The organism is Cellvibrio sp. ATLC23 (assembly GCF_057196725.1).
The window spans coordinates 81,294-101,019 of the sequence record NZ_JBXUOS010000014.1 but is presented as its reverse complement, the minus strand read 5'-3'; the positions used below and the strand labels follow the sequence as shown (position 1 = coordinate 101,019).

Sequence of the window (19,726 nt, the reverse complement as noted above, 5' to 3'; positions counted from 1 at the left end):
CTCCAAGCCAAAACCCAACCAGCTCAGGAGGTTGTTTTGACTACTCAGGAATCCCTTCCTGCCCCGAAGAAGGCCATTTTGGTTCTTGCCGACGGTAGTGTTTTCCGTGGTACCGCAATTGGTGCTGAAGGTTTATCGGTAGGTGAGGTGGTATTTAATACCGCAATCACCGGTTATCAGGAAATCCTTACCGATCCATCCTACGCACAGCAAATTGTTACCCTCACTTATCCCCACATCGGTAATACCGGTACTAATAGCGAAGACGAAGAATGCGAGCGCATCTGGGCAACCGGTTTGGTGATTCGCGATCTTCCGCTGTTAGCGAGCAGTTTCCGCAATCAAGAAAGCCTTTCGGATTACCTTAAAGCACGCAATGTGATTGGCATTGCCGATATAGATACCCGTCGCTTGACCCGTATCCTGCGCGATAAGGGCGCTCAAAATGGCTGCCTGATGGCCGGCGATGACATAGATGAAGCCAAGGCGCTTGCTGCTGCTAAAGCCTTTGGCGGGTTGAAAGGCCTGGATCTCGCCAAAGAAGTCACCGTAAGTGAATCCTATCAGTGGAATGAAAGTACCTGGGCGCTGGGTGAAGGGCATAAAACCTTGACCGGTGCGAAAAAATTCAAAGTCGTAGCTTACGACTACGGCGTTAAGCGCAACATTTTGCGTATGCTCGCGGATCGCGACTGCGAATTGATTGTAGTGCCTGCAAAAACGCCCGCAGCCGATGTGTTGGCAATGAACCCAGGCGGTGTTTTCCTCTCCAATGGCCCTGGCGATCCTGAGCCTTGTACCTATGCCATCGAAGCAATTAAAACCATTTTGGAAACCGACATCCCTGTATTTGGTATTTGCCTTGGTCACCAACTCTTGGCGCTAGCCTCGGGTGCCAAGACTATCAAGATGAAGTTTGGCCACCACGGTGGCAACCATCCGGTACAGGATCTGGCCACCAAGCGGGTCATGATCACCGCGCAAAACCACGGTTTTGCGGTTGAAGAATCCAGCTTGCCCTCCAATCTTAAGGCGACCCATAAGTCGCTGTTCGATGGTTCTCTGCAGGGTATTCACCGCACGGATAAACCTGCGTTCAGCTTCCAGGGGCACCCCGAAGCGAGCCCTGGTCCACATGAGGCCGACATCCTGTTTGACCACTTTATTGAATTGATGCAAGCCCGCAAGTCTTAATCGGAGCCGACATGCCAAAACGTACAGACATAAACAGTATTTTGATTCTCGGCGCTGGCCCGATTGTAATCGGTCAGGCCTGTGAGTTTGACTACTCTGGCGCCCAAGCCTGTAAGGCCCTGCGTGAAGAGGGTTACCGCGTCATTCTGGTTAACTCTAACCCAGCCACCATCATGACCGATCCGGCCATGGCGGATGCAACCTATATCGAACCGATTGAATGGCAAACCGTTGCCAAGATCATCGAAAAAGAGCGCCCCGATGTAATCCTGCCCACCATGGGTGGGCAAACCGCATTGAACTGCGCCTTGGCACTGGCCAAAAACGGTGTGCTGGAAAAATACAATGTGGAGTTGATCGGCGCGAAAGAAGAAGCCATCAACATGGCGGAAGACCGCAACCTGTTTGATCAGGCGATGAAGCGTATCGGCCTCTCCTGCGCGCGCGCCAAAATCGTTCACAGTTTGGAAGAAGCCAAAGAAGCGCCAAAAGAATTTGGCTTCCCCTGCATTATCCGCCCGTCATTCACTATGGGTGGCTCAGGTGGCGGCATCGCTTACAACTGGGATGAGTTTGAAGAAATTTGTACCCGCGGTTTGGACCTTTCCCCCACCAACGAATTGTTGATCGACGAATCTCTGCTCGGCTGGAAAGAGTACGAGATGGAAGTGGTGCGCGACAAAAACGACAACTGCATCATCGTCTGCTCGATTGAAAACTTTGATCCGATGGGCGTTCACACCGGTGATTCGATTACTGTTGCGCCAGCGCAAACCCTGACCGACAAGGAATACCAAATCATGCGTAATGCATCGATTGCGGTATTGCGTGAAATCGGCGTGGAAACTGGCGGTTCTAACGTGCAATTTGCGGTGAACCCGGTTGATGGCCGTATGGTGGTGATCGAGATGAATCCGCGTGTATCGCGTTCATCGGCACTGGCTTCAAAAGCTACCGGTTTCCCGATTGCAAAAATCGCCGCGAAATTGGCCGTGGGTTATACCCTAGATGAATTGCAAAACGAAATTACCGGCGGTGCAACACCGGCTTCGTTTGAACCATCAATCGATTACGTGGTAACAAAAGTACCGCGCTTCACCTTTGAAAAGTTTGGCGATGCCGATGCGCGTTTAACTACACAAATGAAGTCCGTAGGTGAGGTGATGGCAATCGGTCGCACCTTCCAGGAATCCTTACAAAAAGCCCTGCGCGGTTTGGAAGTTGGCTCTGCCGGTTTTGAATCCAAAGTGGATTTCACTACCGAAGAAGGCGCCGCAAAAGTTCGCCGCGAATTGACTACCGCTGGCGCTGAGCGTATCTGGTATGTCGGCGATGCTTTCCGTATGGGCATGAGTGTTAACGACGCCTTTAATCTCTCTAAAATTGATCCTTGGTTCTTGGTGCAAGTTAAAGAACTGATTGATTTGGAATTGTCGCTGCGCGGTAAATCATTAACTGATTTGGATGCAGACAAATTATTCCAGCTCAAGCGCAAAGGTTTTTCCGATAAGCGTTTAGCGCTCTTGCTCGGTGCAACCGAAAAAGAAGTGCGTCACTATCGTCAAGGTTTAAGTATTCGTCCGGTCTATAAGCGTGTGGATACTTGTGCCGCGGAATTTGCTACCTCAACGGCGTACATGTATTCGACTTACGAAGAAGAGTGCGAAGCGAATCCGAGCGATAAGAAAAAAATTCTGGTTATCGGTGGTGGTCCAAACCGTATCGGTCAGGGTATCGAATTCGATTACTGCTGTGTACATGCGGCACTGGCGATGCGCGAAGACGGTTACGAAACCATTATGGTTAACTGTAACCCTGAAACCGTTTCAACCGACTACGACACTTCTGACCGTTTGTTCTTCGAGCCAGTAACACTTGAAGATGTATTGGAAATTGTCCACAAAGAAAAACCGGTTGGTGTGATTGTGCAGTTCGGTGGCCAGACGCCGCTGAAGTTGGCGCGCGCGCTGGAAGCCGAAGGTGTGCCGATTATCGGTACCAGCCCGGATGCAATCGATAAAGCCGAAGACCGTGAGCGCTTCCAACAAATGATCCACAAACTGGGTCTGTTGCAGCCGCCTAACGCGATTGTGCGTTCACTCGAAGAAGCATTGCTTGCGGCTGACAAAGTTGGCTATCCATTAGTGGTTCGCCCGTCCTATGTGTTGGGTGGCCGTGCGATGGAAATCGTATATAAAGAAGAAGAGTTGCGCACCTACATGCGCACCGCAGTACAAGTATCGGAAGATGCACCGGTATTGCTCGATCACTTCCTCAATAACGCGATTGAGGTAGATATAGATTCTGTGTCTGACGGTCAGCAAGTAGTGATCGGCGGCATCATGCAGCATATTGAACAGTGTGGTGTTCACTCAGGTGACTCAGCTTGTTCACTGCCGCCTTACTCGCTGCCAGCAGATGTGCAAGATGCAATGCGCGAGCAAGTTAAACAAATGGCAATTGAATTGGGTGTGATCGGTTTGATGAACACCCAGCTCGCTTATCAAGATGGCAAGATTTACGTTATCGAAGTGAACCCGCGTGCATCGCGCACGGTGCCGTTTGTTTCCAAGTGTATTGGTGTTTCTTTGGCAAAAGTGGCTGCGCGCTGTCAGGCGGGCATGTCATTGGCGCAGCAGGGCTTCACCAAAGAAATTATCCCAACCTATTTCAGTGTGAAAGAGGCGGTATTCCCATTCAATAAATTCCCGGCAGTTGACCCGATCCTCGGGCCAGAAATGAAATCCACCGGTGAAGTGATGGGTGTGGGCGATACCTTCGGTGAAGCCTATGGCAAATCACAGCTGGGTGCTAGCAACCGCATTCCTGAAACCGGTACCGCGTTCCTGAGTGTGCGGGATATGGATAAAGATGGCATTGTGGGTGTTGGTAAAGATCTTGCCGAACTCGGCTTTAAATTGGTAGCAACACGCGGCACTGCTGCAGTATTGGAATCTGCTGGCTTGAGTGTGCAAGTTGTCAACAAGGTTCAAGAAGGTCGTCCGCATATTGTGGATATGATCAAGAACGATGAGATCGACTTAATCCTTAATACCGTAGAAGGGCGTCAGGCTACGCGTGATTCATCATCGATTCGCCGCAGTGCCGAAAATCACCGTGTTTATTACAACACCACACTGGCTGCCAGTCAGGCAGTTTGTATGGCGCTGAAACAGGGTCAACATATTGAAGTTCGCCGCTTGCAGGATTTACATCTGCGACTGAATAAATAAGGATTGTCCATGAGTACTAAGTTCCCCATGACGAATCAAGGCGCTGAAAAATTAGCGCTGGAATTGGAAGACCTGAAAAAAGTACAGCGCCCGCGCATCGTCAACGCGATTGCCGAGGCGCGTGCCCATGGCGATTTGAAAGAAAACGCCGAATACTCTGCTGCGCGCGAGCAGCAGAGTTTCTGTGAAGGTCGCATTCAGGAAATCGAGGGCAAACTCAGCAATGCGCAAATCATTGATGTGACCAAGATTCCTCATACCGGCAAAGTGATTTTTGGCACTACGGTTACTATTATCAACTTGGATACCGATCAATCTGTCACCTATCAAATTGTGGGTGACGATGAGGCTGACGTGAAAGCCAATAAGATCTCGGTGAACTCACCTATCGCGCGCGCGTTGGTGGGTAAAGAGGAGGGTGATGTAGTTGTGGTTAGAGCACCTGGTGGCGATGTGGATTACGAAATCGATAAGGTTGAACATATCTAGTCGATGTAGTGAGCATCTCCCATAAAAAAACCGCCATTGAACATGGCGGTTTTTTTATGGGCGCTTAAATGAGATGTATCGATTAGCGCTGGATATTAGACAGTTTTGGGTTGGCTCTTTTATTGTGGCGATAGAGTAAAACTACTTTGCCAATTTCCTGAATCAGTTCAACATTGGGCAGTGCAACAAGCTCAGCGACAACTTCTTTGCGCTCTTCGCGCTCGGCAATAGCCAGTTTCACCTTGATCAGCTCATGGTCGTCCAGTGCGCGATTGAGTTCAGCAAGAACCCCATCGCTCAAACCATTGCCTGCAATAGTGACGATGGGATTAAGCTTGTGGCCTATGGTACGAAATTGTTTTTTACGCTCTGGGTTAATCGGCATAAACTTACCTTAACGAATGGAAGAAATAATGGCCGGCATTCTACTCCATTCTGTGTGTCGAGGTTTGGAATTGCCACAAACTGGGTCCCGTATCGCTTGATTTTATTGTCTATTCGGGGCGGTTTTACCTGTCTGCACTTGCAATATGTGCACTGAGCCCCCAAATGAACGGCATAGATAGTTTTGTCTGGCCGCTAGTCTAAGGTATCCTGAGCGTTCGTATACCGAGATGATAAATGGTCGCCTATAAGGTTCGATTGGGTGTTATAGGGCGTTAAGCTGTGAAAAAATCGACGATTTAAGCTGACGAATGTGTAAGTATCTGCCTTTCCCTGTTTATAGATCGGGCATTTTAGTTGCTAGCCATTAACAATTTGATGTAACTGTGAGGAATTTTCCTTGAACGATATAACCAAGAATCTCGTGCTCTGGCTGGTCATTGCCGTTGTCCTCTTCAGTGTTTTTGAGGGCTTTAACAAGCAATCGGCTAGCAACACGCTCAATTATTCCGATTTTATTTCCAGTGTGCGCGATGATCGAGTGCAGGAAGTGACTATCGATGGTTTGGTTATTGAGGGTGTTAACAGAGACAACTCTACCTTCAAGACTATTCGCCCACAGGTTCAAGACCCCAAGTTAATTGACGATCTTTATAACCACAATGTGGTGATCAAAGGGCGCGAAATTGAACAGCCAAGCTTACTTAATCAGCTACTGGTGGCCAGCTTCCCGATCTTGATCATTATCGCCGTATTCTGGTTCTTTATGCGTCAGATGCAGGGTGGTGCAGGTGGTAAGGGTGGCCCCATGAGCTTTGGTAAAAGCAAAGCGCGCCTGCTTGGTGAAGACCAAATCAAAACCACCTTTGCCGATGTGGCTGGTGTCGATGAAGCCAAGGAAGAAGTGCAAGAGCTGGTGCAGTACTTGCGCGACCCCACTAAATTCCAGCGCTTGGGTGGTCAAATCCCTCGTGGCGTCTTAATGGTTGGCCCTCCGGGTACCGGTAAAACCTTGCTGGCAAAAGCAATTGCGGGTGAAGCTAAGGTGCCTTTCTTTTCTATTTCCGGTTCTGATTTTGTTGAAATGTTTGTCGGTGTTGGTGCAAGCCGTGTGCGCGACATGTTTGAACAGGCTAAAAAGCAGGCACCGTGCATTATTTTTATCGATGAGATCGATGCTGTCGGTCGTCATCGCGGGGGCGGTCATGGTGGTGGTCACGACGAGCGCGAGCAAACCCTGAACCAATTACTGGTTGAGATGGATGGTTTTGAGGGCAATGATGGCGTCATTATTATCGCAGCAACTAACCGCGCTGATGTATTGGACAAGGCCTTGCTGCGCCCGGGTCGTTTTGACCGTCAGGTTTATGTTGGTTTGCCCGACATTCGCGGTCGCGAGCAAATCCTTAAAGTTCACATGCGCAAAGTGCCTATCGATGAGCGTGTTAGTGCGTCGGTTATTGCTCGGGGAACACCAGGTTTTTCTGGTGCTGAATTGGCTAACCTCGTCAACGAAGCGGCGTTGATGGCTGCACGCGGCAACAAGCGTTTGGTCACCATGGAAGATTTTGAAAAAGCGCGCGATAAAATCATGATGGGCGCCGAGCGCAAATCTATGGTGATGAGCGAAAAAGAGAAAGAAAATACTGCTTACCATGAAGCTGGTCACGCCATTATTGGCTGTATGGTGCCAGAGCATGATCCCGTGCATAAAGTCTCGATTATTCCCCGTGGCCGGGCTTTGGGTGTAACGCACTATTTACCCGAAGAGGATAAGTACAGCTACAGCAAACGCGCCCTAGAATCCAGCTTGTGCAGTCTTTTTGGCGGTCGAATCGCGGAAGAGATGACATTGGGCTTGGATGGCGTTACCACTGGCGCTTCTAACGATATTGAGCGCGCAACAAGCTTGGCGCGCAATATGGTGACTAAATGGGGTTTGTCGGCTAAGTTGGGCCCACTTCACTATGGTGAAGAAGAGGGCGCTTATCCGGGCATGGCAACGCAGCAATATTCTGGTGAGACATCCAAGCAAATCGACGAAGAAGTTCGCCGTATTATTAATGAATGTTATGCGCGTGCAACAAAAATCCTGGAAGATAACCGCGATATCCTTGAGGCGATGAAAGATGCGTTGATGGAATATGAAACTATCGACTCTGATCAAGTAGCTGACTTAATGGCTCGCCGCAAAGTGCGCCCGCCGCGTGAGTGGAATGATGATGACTTCAATAGTCATCTGCGCGATAAAGATGTTCCGGGTGAAAACCCAGCGGGTCCTATTGGCGGACCAGCAAATACTCATTAAGTATTTGCGTTGAATATCAACAACAACCCCGAGCTTGCTCGGGGTTGTTGTTTTATTCCTCGCAAGGTTTTAAAAAAGCATTCGAAACGCTCAGGGTATATATGCAATTTCCTCCATCCTCACTTATTTGCGGCCAGCATCTACTGGATATTTCTCGCCCGGTGGTGATGGGAATTTTGAATGCCACGCCCGATTCTTTTTCAGATGGCGGCAGTTATTACTCGGGTAATACGCTCTCGTTAGACCTTGTTGTTCGCCGTGCTGAGCAGATGTTGGATGAAGGAGCGAAGATCATTGATGTGGGTGGCGAGTCGACCCGCCCTGGTGCGGTCGCTGTGTCCGAGCAAGAAGAGTTGGATCGCGTGGTTCCCGTGGTATCCGCGCTGGTTGATAGGCTTGGTGCTTTGGTTTCAGTTGATACAAGCACAGCGAGTGTGATCACTGAGTCCGCTAAAGCGGGCGCGAGTCTGATTAATGATGTGCGTGCATTGCAAAGAGAAGGGGCGCTGGCCGCAGCTGCCGCCACGGGTTTGCCTGTTTGCCTTATGCATATGCAGGGGCAGCCAGATAATATGCAGCAAAATCCTCATTACAGTGATGTCATCGCAGAAGTGAGTAATTTTTTGCGCGGGCGCATCGCTGATTGCCATGCGCATGCTATTCCTTTGGAGCGAATCCTTCTTGATCCCGGATTTGGCTTTGGTAAGACACTCGCGCATAATCTCGCGCTTTTGCGGCGTTTGCCCGAGTTGGGTGAGTTAGGCTGCCCGTTATTGGTGGGCATGTCGCGTAAATCGATGGTGGCGCAGTTGCTTGATCGCGCGGTCGATGAGCGTTTGCCGGGTAGTTTGGCGCTGGCATTGCTTGCCGCGCAGCGCGGTGCTGCCATTATTCGTGTGCATGATGTCGCTGCCACGGTCGATGTGTTAAAGGTTTTCGCCGCTGTGGCTGAATAGCCCAGCGTAATTATTGTTAGCGGAGTAAGGCATTATGTCGCGCAAGTATTTTGGTACTGATGGTATTCGTGGTTTGGTCGGTGAAGCGCCAATCACCCCGGATTTTATGCTCAAGTTAGGTTGGGCTGCAGGCTGCGTGCTCAAGGATCGTTTTGATGGCCAAAATATGATTCTGATCGGCAAAGATACGCGTATTTCGGGCTATATGTTTGAATCTGCCTTGCAGGCCGGGTTGATTAATGCGGGTGTTGATGTTGGTTTGTTGGGCCCAATGCCTACGCCTGGTGTCGCTTATCTCACCCGTACCTTCAAGGCACAGGCAGGTATAGTCATCAGCGCGTCGCATAATAGTTATGTCGACAACGGCATTAAATTTTTCGGTGGTAACGGCAGCAAGCTTCCCGATGAGTTGGAAACACTAATCGAAGCGCAGCTGGAAAAGCCCATGTTTACCGGCGAAAAACTGGGCAAGGCGCGCCGGATTGCCGATGCGTCGGGACGCTACATTGAATTCTGTAAAGGGACAATGCCTTGGGGGTTTAACCTCAAGGGCATGCATATCGTTTTGGATTGCGCTAATGGTGCGACCTATAACATCGCCCCCGATGTATTTACCGAGTTGGGCGCACATGTTACTTCGCTGTTTGTTGAGCCCAATGGCACCAATATTAATCGCAGTTGTGGTTCAACCAAACCGGAAGCGCTGCAAGAAAAAGTAGTGGAATTAGGTGCGGATATTGGCATCGCATTTGATGGCGATGGCGATCGTGTCGTATTTGTGGATCACAAGGGTGAGTTGGTTGATGGTGATGAATTACTCTACATTATCGCCGCCTATCAGCAGGAATATGCAGGCGGTTGTGATGGTGTTGTTGGCACTTTGATGAGTAACTTTGGTTTTGAGTTGGGTCTTAAAAAACTGAATGTTCCTTTTGCGCGCGCCAAAGTGGGTGATCGCTATGTGATCGAAATGATGCGCAGTAACGGTTGGCGTTTGGGTGGTGAAAACTCAGGCCATATTGTTTGCAGCAATGTAACTACTACAGGTGACGGCATTATCTCTGCACTTCAAGTTTTATTGGCTGTTACTACTATGGGGGACTCATTGCATCGCATCAAGAAAGCGATGAATAAGTTGCCTCAGGTCATGATCAATGTGCACATGGCCAAGCGTGTAGATTTAAGCAGTAACGATGTTGTGCAAAAGGCAGTAAAACTAACAGAAGACAAGCTTGCAGGAACAGGGCGGGTGCTTTTGCGGCCATCAGGCACTGAACCTGTTGTAAGGGTTATGGTTGAGGGGGAAGACAAGAATCAAGTTAAAGAGCTCGCCCAGGAGTTGGCGGCAACTGTAGAAGCCGCGCTTGCCTAATGCCACAAGGCATGTCTATCAGTTAAAAATACAATTAAGATCCGCGTTTGAAAACTGGTCGAGGTGCATGTTTTGTATTCAGGCAGTGCGTGACTTGTGCAGAAATATCGGTGAGCGCACAAAAAAACAGATAAAAATCAGGGTGTAAGCGAAGATTCGGTTGTATGTTGAAATCATCTTAGCTAACATTGGCGCCCGCTTTGGGGGAGGTATTGCTGTTGAACAAAGCAAGTAACGCCAAGCGTCGCCAACTGGTGGTTGGCAACTGGAAAATGAATGGAAATCTGCGTGAAAATGCAGAGTTGTTGGCCAAGGTAGTGGCAGGTTGGCAAGGCGAGCACAGTGCTGAAGTTGTTATTTGTCCGCCCTTTCCATATTTGATGCACGCCAATAGATTGTTGGCTGGTTCGACAATATTGTTGGGCGCGCAAACTGTTAGTGAGCATGATAAAGGTGCTTATACAGGTGAAATTTCTGGATCAATGCTTGCAGATTTGGATTGCAAATTTGTAATAATTGGTCACAATGAGCGCCGCCGAATGCAGGGTGAAACGGATGAGCAAGTTGCTCGCCAATTTATCGCTGTGCAGAGAGCTGGTTTGATTCCGATACTTTGTGTAGGCGAATCCTTGCAGGACCGTGAGCAGGGGCGCCATTTAGAAACGATTAGTCGACAGCTCAGTGCAGTTTTTGCACATACAGGCAAAGCAGTATTTAAACATGCAGTGCTTGCTTATGAGCCTGTATGGGCAGTGGGTACAGGTAAGACAGCCACGCCAGAACAGGCAGAAGAGGTGCATCGTTTCATGCGTGCACAGCTAGAAGAATTGGCTAGCGAAGTGAGAATTTTATACGGTGGTAGCGTTAAGGCGCACAATGCACAGCAGTTATTTGCATTGCCTGATATAGACGGTGCCTTACTCGGCGGTGCATCTTTAGACGCTGACGAGTTTTTAGCAATCTGTAAGGCTGCAGATTAATTTCACCAGCCAAGCACTAAGCGCTTAAGAGAAATTCGTAATGGAAAAATTAGTACTTATTGTTCATTCGCTTGCTGCATTAGTCATTATAGGCTTGATTTTATTGCAACAAGGTAAAGGCGCAGCAGCCGGTGCATCGTTTGGCGCTGGCGCTTCGCAAACTGTATTCGGCAGTGAAGGTAGCGGTAACTTTTTTACTCGCGCGACCTGGATAATCGCCACCGTATTTTTTTGCACTAGTTTTGGTTTGGCGATTATTGCAAAAAATCATTCTAAAGTAGCAACACAAGGTTTGGTTATCCCAGCTGCGCAGCAACAAGAAGTTCCCTCAGCTTCTGACGTTCCTGCGAGTGAAGTGCCAGCCGCTACTGTATCGGATGTTCCTGCTGTAGAATCGCAAGTTGCTCCAGCTGCTGACGATGTAGCCGCGCAACCAGAAGAAAAGAAAGAGTAATTTAAAGGTTAATGCCCCGGTGGTGGAATTGGTAGACACGCTATGTTGAGGTCGTAGTGGCGAATGCTGTGCCGGTTCGAGTCCGGCCCAGGGCACCAAAAGAAAGTTTGATGACTTCCCAAAACATCCCTAAAGCCCCGTAAATCGGGGCTTTTTGCTATCTGGCGTTCCTAACGCTCTATAATGACCAATAGAAGTTACTTCTATTTGGGGACACAAAATGGGGTATTAAAAAAGTGCGGAGGTCAGGAAAAATAAGGCTTTCTTACCTGCTTTCTGTGTAATACCGAGTAGTGGTCTTTGGCGCCCAACTTGGTTAGTATCCTGCTCTAATAAGAACTGCAGCAGCCGAGTAGGAAGCATGGCCGATACGACCAATTTTGATTTTCTTCAAGAACACGATCCCGTTTTCGTGCAGCTCGCGGCAGCGGCTGAGCGTTCTTTTATCAGCGATCCTAACACTACGCTGATTAAGCTGCGCCAACTGGGTGAAGCTATTGCTCAGGATTTGGCTGTTCGTTGCAATATCCGTTTTGATGACCGTACCGCTCAGCTGGAATTGCTGCAGCAGATTCGCCATGAGATTCGCCTAGAGCCTAATGTGCTGGAGCTGTTCCACTTATTGAGAGTGGAGGGTAATAAAGCAACGCACAAATTTAAAACTCACCACAAAGAAGCCATCACCGGGATGAGTGCTGCGCGTGAGCTGGCGGTTTGGTACCAGCGCGCCTTTGGTAAACAAGGTGCTGCATTTAAGCCCGCGCCTTTTGTAGCCCTTAAAGATCCTTCAATCGAATTGCGCGAGCTGCAGGTTCAAATTGAGCAGTTAAAAAGCCAGCTAACAGAAACGAATCAATAGTCATCCGGCAATATTCAGCTGCAAGAACTATTACAGCGCGAAAAAGAAGAATACGAAGTACTCGCACAGCAGATGGATGCTGAAGCTCGCCAATACAAACAGCTTGCCCAAGATAATGAAAATAAACTTATCGCCCAGCAGCAAGAATTTGAAACGCGAATAAAACAGCTACAAGATGATCTTGCCCTTCAGTCAGCTGAACATCAAAAAGTCTTGCAGCAGCAAGTAATGCAAGTAAGCCAAAAAACACAAAAGGCCAGTGCACAATTAACGCTGAATGAAGAGTTGACCCGGATCATCATTGATCAGCAATTAATTGATGCAGGTTGGGTAGCTGATACCCAAGAACTTGATTACAAAAAGGGCGCTCGTCCTGAAAAAGGTAAGAACAAAGCGATTGCAGAGTGGCCCACAACAGGGGCGCAACGCGCAGACTATGTGTTGTTTGCCGGGCTGATTCCCATTGCCGTAGTAGAAGCAAAGCGCGAAAACGAAAACGTCGCCGGTAAAATTCCTCAAGCCGAACGCTATTCGCGTGGATTTAAAGCCGATGCAACGCTGATGCCTGCTTGGGCCGAGCAGGGCAGAACCATTGCATGGCCAGATGCAGCCGATGGCCATTTTCATATACCGTTTGTTTATTCCTGCAATGGCCGCGCTTTTGTAAAACAGTTGAAAGAACAATCCGGCACCTGGTTTAGAGATGTGCGCGAAGCATCGAATATTGCAGAGCCGCGCGAAACATTTCATTCACCCGCTGGCTTGTTAGATAAATTAAAACGCAGCCGTGAACTTGCTGAACAAAAACTAAAAGCAGAAGGTTTTGCTTACCTCAAGCTGCGGGATTATCAAGAAAAAGCGATTGTTGCGGTTGAATCTGCACTAGCCAATGACCAGCGTAATTGCCTGCTGGCGATGGCAACCGGTACCGGAAAGACCCGCACCATTATCGGTTTGATTTATCGCTTCCTAAAAGCTGAACGGTTTAAACGCATTTTGTTTTTGGTGGATCGCACGGCCTTAGGAAATCAGGCATTGGATTCCTTTAAAGAAGCCAAGCTTGAAGAAAATAAAACCCTCTCCTCGATTTATAACATCGCCGAATTAGGTGATATGGCTGCTGAAGCGGAAACCCGTGTTCAAGTGGCTACCGTGCAGGCGATGGTGAAACGCTTATTCGCCTCTGACAACCCACCCACTATTGATGCCTACGATTGCATCATCGTAGACGAAGCTCACCGTGGTTATACCCTTGACCAGGAAATGACTGAGGGCGAATTAGCCACGCGCGATGCTGCGCAATATCTTTCCAGTTATCGCCGCGTACTAGATTATTTTGATGCAGTTAAAATCGGATTAACTGCCACACCTGCAAAACATACCAGCGAGATTTTCGGTAAACCCGTTTATACCTATTCATACCGTGAAGCTGTGGCCGACGATTGGCTAATCGACCATGAACCGCCGATTCGCTATGAAACCTTATTGAGCAAAAATGGCATTAAGCTTGATAAAGGTTCGGCGGTCAGTGCGATCAATACCTACACAGGCGAAATTGAATCCGCCTTGCTGGAGGATGAAATCAATTTTGATGTGGAAGCGTTTAATCGCAAAGTCATTACCGAAGGATTTAACCAAGTTATTTGCGCGCAATTAGCCAAAGAGTTAGATCCTTTTGGCGATGAAAAAACCATGATCTTTTGTGCGACCGATTTACATGCCGATATGGTTAAACGCCTGTTAGATGAAGCCTTTAAAGAAATTCACAACGGCAGCTACAGCGAAGCCGCCGTGCGTAAAATTACTGGCAAAAGCGACAAGGTAGATCAGTTAATTCGCAACTATAAAAACGAACGTTACCCCAATATCGCCATTACCGTGGATTTGTTAACAACGGGTATAGATGTTCCAAAAATTTGCCATTTGGTTTTTCTGCGCCGGGTTAAATCACGCATTTTGTACGAGCAAATGATTGGCCGTGCCACACGCCGTGCCGATGATATTGGCAAAACCGTATTTAAAATTTACGACCCAGTGGATATATACGCTGCCTTGCAAGCTGTCAGCACTATGAGGCCGCTGGTACGCGACCCGAATATCACGCTGGAACAATTGGTTGATGAACTGACTAATCCCGATACGCTTGAAAAGGGTTTAAATGCACCCGGTGTGCAAGCCGAAACCAGTCATGCGCAAGATGTATTAGCAGAGCTTGGCCAAAAAGTGATGCGAGTAATGCGTAAAGCGAATAAAGCGGCAGAATCAAAGCCGGAGCTGAAGCAAAAGCTGGATGAATTGGAAAACCTTTGGGGTGTTGCACCGCAAAAATTGCATCAGCATTTACAAGAATTAGGTCCACGCCAAGCGGCGGAATTTATGCGCCGCAACAACGGTTTTATCAAATCAGTCGATGAAGTGAAGTTTATTCTGGGCAGTGAACATAGGCCGATTATTTATGAAGGGCGCGACGAGTTTATTGCGCGTGAGCAAAACTTTGGTGTGCATGAAAAGCCCGCTGACTATTTGCTCAGCTTTAATGACTTTATTAAAAACAATATCAACCAGTCGGCAGCACTGGCGGTAGTGGTGAACAAACCCAAAGACCTAACCCGCGAACAACTCAAAGAAATCAAAGTGCTGTTGGATAACAACGGCTACAGCGAGACCAAACTCAAAGCCGCATGGCGCAACAGCACCAATCAGGAAATCGCCGCCAGCATTATTGGTCATATTCGCCAAGCGGCATTAGGTGAGCCATTGATCCCCTTTGATCAGCGTGTAAACAATGCGCTGCAAAAAATCCTCGCCTCACACTTGTGGTTGCCCCCGCAGCGAAAATGCCTTGAGCGTTTAGGTAAGCAGTTAGTGCATGAAGTCATTATTGATCACAACTTCGTCAATACTGCCTTTGCGCAAGAGGGCGGTGCCAAGCGAGTAGATAAGCTACTCAATAACCAACTGGATGAGGTGCTAAACACCTTGGCAGATGGGCTTTGGGGTGAGGCTGGCTAGTCCCCTAGGGCGAAAGGCAGCAGGTATAGAAAATGGTTTTTTTGTACCTGTAAGCTTCTACATGTTCATAAAACCCCATTTTCTATACATGACGATCCTGATATGTATATTTTTTTAGGTTTTCTATACATATAGCTACTGATATGTATAGATTTTTACGATTTTCTATACATAATGGCCCGGATATACATAGAGAAATGCCATTTTTATACATGGCGTCCAAAATAGGCCCCACTAAATGACTAGTTTCCCCCTGTGCGAACTACCTTTTGCCGATATAGCCCAAATTGAGACTCGCGCCGTGCTTAAGAAAGTGGCTGAGGCTAACCGTTACCTGGCAGAGCTGAAAGGTGTCGGCAGTACCATCCCTAATGAAGCGATTTTAATCAGCACCTTGTCGCTACAAGAAGCCAAGCACAGCTCGGCGATTGAAAACATCGTCACCACACACGATGAAATGTACAAAGCAGAGCTATTTAACGACATGCCTGTGAATCCTGCCGCTAAGGAGGTTCAAGACTACGCAGTCGCGCTGCGCGAAGGCTTTGTTTCTGTGCGCACATCAGGACTTATTCGTTTGGCAGACATACTCTTTGTGCAGCAAACCTTAGAAAAAAATAACGCCGGATTTCGCAAGCTGCCGGGTACAGAGTTAAAAAATGCATTAACGGGGAAAGTGGTTTATACGCCGCCACAACACCCAGCCGATATAGAGCACCTAATGCAAAATCTGGTGAGCTATATAAACGACAATGAGTTATGTGATGCAGACCCCTTGGTAAAAATGGCATTGATTCATCATCAATTTGAAAGCATTCATCCCTTTTACGATGGCAATGGCCGCACGGGGCGCATCATCAATATGCTCTACCTGGTTGCCCAAGGCTTATTGGATTTACCCATTTTGTATCTCAGCCGTTACTTAATTAACACCAAATCGGAATACTACCGGCAACTACAAGCCGTGCGCGAAACCAATAACTGGGAAGCCTGGGTGCTCTACATGTTGGAGGGCGTAGTTCAAACGGCGCAGGAAACCATTGAATTAGTCAAAGCCATTAAATCGCTTATGCAAGACTATAAAAATACTATGCGCGAGCAACTGCCAAAAATTTACAGCCAAGAACTGTTAAATAACTTGTTTAGCCACCCCTACACAAAAATAGAATTTGTGATGAATGATTTGCAGGTGAGCCGCTTAACAGCAACCAAATATTTAGAGCAGCTAGTGGCCATTGAGCTAATTAAAAAAGAAAAAATTGGCCGAGCCAACTACTACATTAACCAACCCTTATTCGCGCTATTTACTGCGTAAACAATTGAGAATCACATGACCAACAACGATATAGTCCAAAAACTCTGGAATCTGTGCGACGTGCTGCGCGATGACGGCATTAACTACAGCGATTACGTGACCGAATTAGTCTTGCTTCTATTTATAAAAATGGAGTTTGAAAATACCGAAGCAGGTTTACTTAATAAACACAAATTGCCTGAGGGTTGCCGCTGGGGCGATTTGAATGCGAAATCCGGTTTAAATTTATTAAACGACTACAAACGCATTTTACTCACACTGTCCACCGGTAAAGATTTGGAAGGTAAACCGGTAGTCACTGATCCGTTAATCCTTGCGATTTATAACGATGCCCAAACCCGTCTGCGCGAACCGCGCCATTTGGAACAATTAATTAAAACGCTGGATGGCATCGATTGGTTTAGCGCGCAAAAAGACGGCTTGGGTGATTTGTATGAAGGCCTGTTAGAAAAAAACGCCAACGAAACTAAATCCGGCGCGGGGCAATATTTCACTCCAAGAGCACTTATCGACAGCATCGTTCGTTGCATCAAACCGCAAGCGGGTGAAACCATTCAAGACCCGGCCGCAGGCACCGCAGGCTTTTTAATTGCTGCCGATAAATACATTAAAGACAACACCGACAATTTATTTGACCTCACCCAAAAACAAAAAGAGTTTCAATTAAATAACGCCTTCATCGGCGTGGAATTAGTACCCAGTACCCGCCGCCTTGCGTTAATGAATTGTTTGCTCCACGGCATGGAAGGCGATGACGAAGGCGTAGTGCATTTGGGTAATGCCCTGGGTGATAGCGGCAAAAGTTTAGATAAGGTGGATGTAGTCCTCGCGAACCCACCTTTTGGCACCGCCAAGGGCGGTGAAGCCAGCATTACGCGCGACGATTTAACCTACAAAACCAGCAACAAACAACTTGCTTTTTTGCAGCATATTTATCGTACCCTAAAACCCGGTGGCCGCGCGGCAGTGGTATTACCAGATAACGTGTTATTTGAAGCTGGGCAGGGCACAGACATTCGCCGCGACTTAATGGATAAATGTAATCTGCACACTATTTTGCGTTTACCCACCGGTATTTTTTACGCCGCTGGTGTAAAAACTAACGTGCTGTTCTTTACCAAAGGCACCGCACAAAACCCCAAACAAGAAGAAGGCTGCACACAAAATGTGTGGGGGTACGACCTGCGCACCAACATGCCAAGCTTCGGCAAACGCACGCCATTTGGTGAACAACATTTAAAACCCTTTGAGGCCTGTTACGAACTTTTGCACTCCGTAGGTTGGGCTGAGCGTAGCGATGCCCAACAATCCGATCTTCCCGCAACCACTTCGCCCAGCCAGTGTTGGGCATCGCAAGCTCAGCACCAGCCTACATTATGCGACTTCGCATGGATGGCCGATGATGTTGAAAGAACACCGGAAAATTCCCGCCTGCGAAATTTCACCCGCGATTACATCCGCGACACCAAAGGCGACTCGCTCGATATTTCATGGTTAAAAGACAACGACTCTGTAGACGCCGCCAGTTTGCCAGAGCCGGATGTATTGGCAGCGGAAGCCATGAGTGAATTAACGGAAGCCTTAAGAGAGTTAGATGGTTTGCTCGCGGCATTGGGCGCGGGGGATCAGGCGAAGGTGCAGAAAGATTTGTTGGCGGAAGTGTTGGGTTTGGGTGATGGGGTGAAGGTGTGAGTGAGTTTAGGTTGCCGGAGGGCTGGGCATATTCATCAATTGCTGATTTCGTATTGAACGTTAACGGTTCAAGAAAACCCGTTTCTTTGAGTGAGCGAGCTTCGATAAAAGGGGAGTATCCATACTATGGGGCAACAGGCCAAATTGATGCGTTAAACAATTATACGCATGAAGGTGAACACGTTTTAATTGGTGAAGATGGGGCCAACTTATTAAGCAAATCAAAAGATTTAGCTTTCATTGTTAAAGGGAAGTTTTGGGTAAATAACCATGCTCATGCTTTGAGATGCTTGGCTGGTGTTCCGAGTAAATACTTGGCTTCTTTTGTAAATTCAATTGATCTAACTCCGTATGTAACTGGTTCGGCACAGCCTAAGTTAACGAAAGGGAACTTGGATAATATTGAAATTCCCGTGGCCCCCCTCGCCGAACAACAACAAATCGCCCAAAAACTCGATGAACTTCTCTCGCAGGTAGACATCCTAAAAAACCGCCTCGACGCGATCTCCAACATCTTAAAACGCTTCCGCCAATCAGTGCTCGCCGCTGCGGTTAGTGGGAGGTTGACGGAGGAGTGGAGGGGTATCAATGAAACTCCAATCAAAAATAATCTATTGAAAGAAATTGGTGAATATTGGGCAGAATTTTACAAAATAAAAAATAAAAAATTTAAGCCTCCTGTAATTCCCGCACTTGAAAATCCTTCAGAGGAACTGCCAGAAAGTTGGATAAGTACCCAAATTGGCTATGTTTTCGATGTTCATGTAGGCGCAACTCCGAGTAGAGCAGAGAAAAGTTATTGGGGTGGCGAGGTTAACTGGGTTAGTAGTTCTGAAGTGTCATTTTGCAGAATAAAATCTACAAAGGAAAAAATCACAGAAGAAGGATTAAAGTCAGCATCCACAACAGTCCATCCTAAGGGCACAGTAATGCTGGCCATGATTGGCCAAGGAAAAACACGTGGCCAAGTTGGTATTTTAGATATTGAAGCCTGTCACAATCAAAATACGGCTGCTTTGCGTGTTCCAGAGGATTACGCGAGTTCAATGTATTTATATTTTTATTTAACAAAACAATATGAAGAAACCAGAAGAGTTGGCTCAGGAAATAATCAGCAGGCGTTAAATAAAGCAACTGTTCAAGGCTTGCCATTTCCTTTACCCCCACTCGAAGAACAAACTGAAATCGTCCGCCGCGTAGAACAACTCTTCGCCTACGCCGATCAAATCGAACAGCGCGTAAAAGACGCGCAGGCGCGGGTGAATCATTTAACGCAAAGTGTTTTAGCCAAAGCCTTTCGCGGTGAACTCACCGCCGACTGGCGCGCGCAGAACCCGGAATTAATTTCTGGCGAAAATTCCGCAGCAGCGTTGTTGGAGAGGATTAAGGCGGAGCGGGAAACAGTGGTTAAGAAGGGCGGGAAAAAAGCTGCCGTGGCTGCTAAACGCTAAGTTTGATAGTCTTTACTTAATAGTCTT

14 protein-coding genes and 1 tRNA gene are annotated in these 19,726 nt (G+C 47.7%); 14 read left to right on the top strand and 1 reads right to left on the bottom strand.

Features of this window, described 5'->3' with window-relative positions; translation table 11 throughout:
- Nucleotides 1-36 precede the first annotated feature (36 nt).
- The 3 genes from carA to greA are packed head-to-tail and all read left to right on the top strand — an operon-like array spanning nt 37 to nt 4,916.
- Entirely contained in the window at nt 37-1,194 is a 1,158-nt protein-coding gene (gene carA, locus AC2CG4_RS18705; protein WP_484487707.1) for a glutamine-hydrolyzing carbamoyl-phosphate synthase small subunit, read from the top strand.
- An 11-nt stretch (nt 1,195-1,205) separates the two neighbouring features.
- Nucleotides 1,206-4,427 carry a carbamoyl-phosphate synthase large subunit gene (carB, locus tag AC2CG4_RS18700; RefSeq protein ID WP_484487706.1) on the top strand — a complete coding sequence of 1,074 codons (3,222 nt, stop codon included), beginning with the start codon at nt 1,206-1,208 and terminating at the stop codon, nt 4,425-4,427.
- Nucleotides 4,428-4,436: 9 nt separating this feature from the next.
- Nucleotides 4,437-4,916: a transcription elongation factor GreA gene (greA, locus tag AC2CG4_RS18695; RefSeq protein ID WP_062063220.1), complete on the top strand. Its 480-nt coding sequence runs from the start codon at nt 4,437-4,439 to the stop codon at nt 4,914-4,916.
- 82 nt (nt 4,917-4,998) lie between these two features.
- Here greA and AC2CG4_RS18690 read toward each other — a convergent pair whose 3' ends face one another.
- Nucleotides 4,999-5,301, bottom strand: a complete 303-nt coding sequence (locus AC2CG4_RS18690) for a YhbY family RNA-binding protein (RefSeq protein ID WP_484487705.1) — start codon at nt 5,299-5,301, stop codon at nt 4,999-5,001.
- A 399-nt stretch (nt 5,302-5,700) separates the two neighbouring features.
- Between AC2CG4_RS18690 and ftsH the strand changes: the two genes are divergently transcribed.
- The 11 genes from ftsH to AC2CG4_RS18635 all read left to right on the top strand — a co-directional run bounded on the left by ftsH (nt 5,701) and on the right by AC2CG4_RS18635 (nt 19,699).
- Complete coding sequence (ftsH, locus tag AC2CG4_RS18685) at nt 5,701-7,608, top strand: ATP-dependent zinc metalloprotease FtsH (protein WP_062063216.1); 1,908 nt, start codon at nt 5,701-5,703, stop codon at nt 7,606-7,608.
- Nucleotides 7,609-7,709: 101 nt separating this feature from the next.
- The gene (folP, locus tag AC2CG4_RS18680) at nt 7,710-8,564 is read left to right on the top strand and encodes a dihydropteroate synthase (protein WP_484487704.1); all 855 of its coding nucleotides are present in this window, start codon (nt 7,710-7,712) and stop codon (nt 8,562-8,564) included.
- Nucleotides 8,565-8,598: 34 nt separating this feature from the next.
- On the top strand, nt 8,599-9,936 hold the full coding sequence (glmM, locus tag AC2CG4_RS18675) for a phosphoglucosamine mutase (RefSeq protein WP_062063213.1): 1,338 nt from the start codon (nt 8,599-8,601) through the stop codon (nt 9,934-9,936).
- 218 nt (nt 9,937-10,154) lie between these two features.
- Nucleotides 10,155-10,916 (top strand): triose-phosphate isomerase, encoded by a 762-nt coding sequence (gene tpiA / locus AC2CG4_RS18670; protein WP_484487703.1) that lies wholly within the window; start codon nt 10,155-10,157, stop codon nt 10,914-10,916.
- A 40-nt stretch (nt 10,917-10,956) separates the two neighbouring features.
- Nucleotides 10,957-11,370 (top strand): preprotein translocase subunit SecG, encoded by a 414-nt coding sequence (gene secG / locus AC2CG4_RS18665; RefSeq protein WP_062063211.1) that lies wholly within the window; start codon nt 10,957-10,959, stop codon nt 11,368-11,370.
- A 13-nt stretch (nt 11,371-11,383) separates the two neighbouring features.
- Nucleotides 11,384-11,468 (top strand) — tRNA-Leu (locus AC2CG4_RS18660).
- A gap of 263 nt (nt 11,469-11,731) precedes the next feature.
- Complete coding sequence (locus tag AC2CG4_RS18655) at nt 11,732-12,229, top strand: DUF4145 domain-containing protein (RefSeq protein WP_484487702.1); 498 nt, start codon at nt 11,732-11,734, stop codon at nt 12,227-12,229.
- Nucleotides 12,230-12,241: 12 nt separating this feature from the next.
- Nucleotides 12,242-15,241 (top strand): type I restriction-modification system endonuclease, encoded by a 3,000-nt coding sequence (gene hsdR / locus AC2CG4_RS18650; protein WP_484487745.1) that lies wholly within the window; start codon nt 12,242-12,244, stop codon nt 15,239-15,241.
- Nucleotides 15,242-15,479: 238 nt separating this feature from the next.
- Entirely contained in the window at nt 15,480-16,556 is a 1,077-nt protein-coding gene (locus AC2CG4_RS18645) for a Fic family protein (protein ID WP_484487701.1), read from the top strand.
- 15 nt (nt 16,557-16,571) lie between these two features.
- The gene (locus AC2CG4_RS18640; RefSeq protein ID WP_484487700.1) at nt 16,572-18,248 is read left to right on the top strand and encodes a class I SAM-dependent DNA methyltransferase; all 1,677 of its coding nucleotides are present in this window, start codon (nt 16,572-16,574) and stop codon (nt 18,246-18,248) included.
- Nucleotides 18,245-19,699, top strand: a complete 1,455-nt coding sequence (locus tag AC2CG4_RS18635) for a restriction endonuclease subunit S (protein ID WP_484487699.1) — start codon at nt 18,245-18,247, stop codon at nt 19,697-19,699. Before AC2CG4_RS18640 ends, AC2CG4_RS18635 begins: the two co-directional genes overlap by 4 nt.
- Nucleotides 19,700-19,726: the final 27 nt, after the last annotated feature.

Excerpts from the sequence above, each read along its gene's own strand:
- AC2CG4_RS18645 (WP_484487701.1), top strand. The coding sequence starts at position 15,480 with ATGACTAGTTTCCCCCTGTGCGAACTACCTTTTGCCGATATAGCCCAA.
- folP (WP_484487704.1), top strand. The coding sequence starts at position 7,710 with ATGCAATTTCCTCCATCCTCACTTATTTGCGGCCAGCATCTACTGGAT.
- AC2CG4_RS18690 (WP_484487705.1), bottom strand. The coding sequence starts at position 5,301 with ATGCCGATTAACCCAGAGCGTAAAAAACAATTTCGTACCATAGGCCAC.
- carB (WP_484487706.1), top strand. The coding sequence starts at position 1,206 with ATGCCAAAACGTACAGACATAAACAGTATTTTGATTCTCGGCGCTGGC.
- AC2CG4_RS18640 (WP_484487700.1), top strand. The coding sequence starts at position 16,572 with ATGACCAACAACGATATAGTCCAAAAACTCTGGAATCTGTGCGACGTG.
- greA (WP_062063220.1), top strand. The coding sequence starts at position 4,437 with ATGAGTACTAAGTTCCCCATGACGAATCAAGGCGCTGAAAAATTAGCG.
- AC2CG4_RS18655 (WP_484487702.1), top strand. The coding sequence starts at position 11,732 with ATGGCCGATACGACCAATTTTGATTTTCTTCAAGAACACGATCCCGTT.
- glmM (WP_062063213.1), top strand. The coding sequence starts at position 8,599 with ATGTCGCGCAAGTATTTTGGTACTGATGGTATTCGTGGTTTGGTCGGT.
- secG (WP_062063211.1), top strand. The coding sequence starts at position 10,957 with ATGGAAAAATTAGTACTTATTGTTCATTCGCTTGCTGCATTAGTCATT.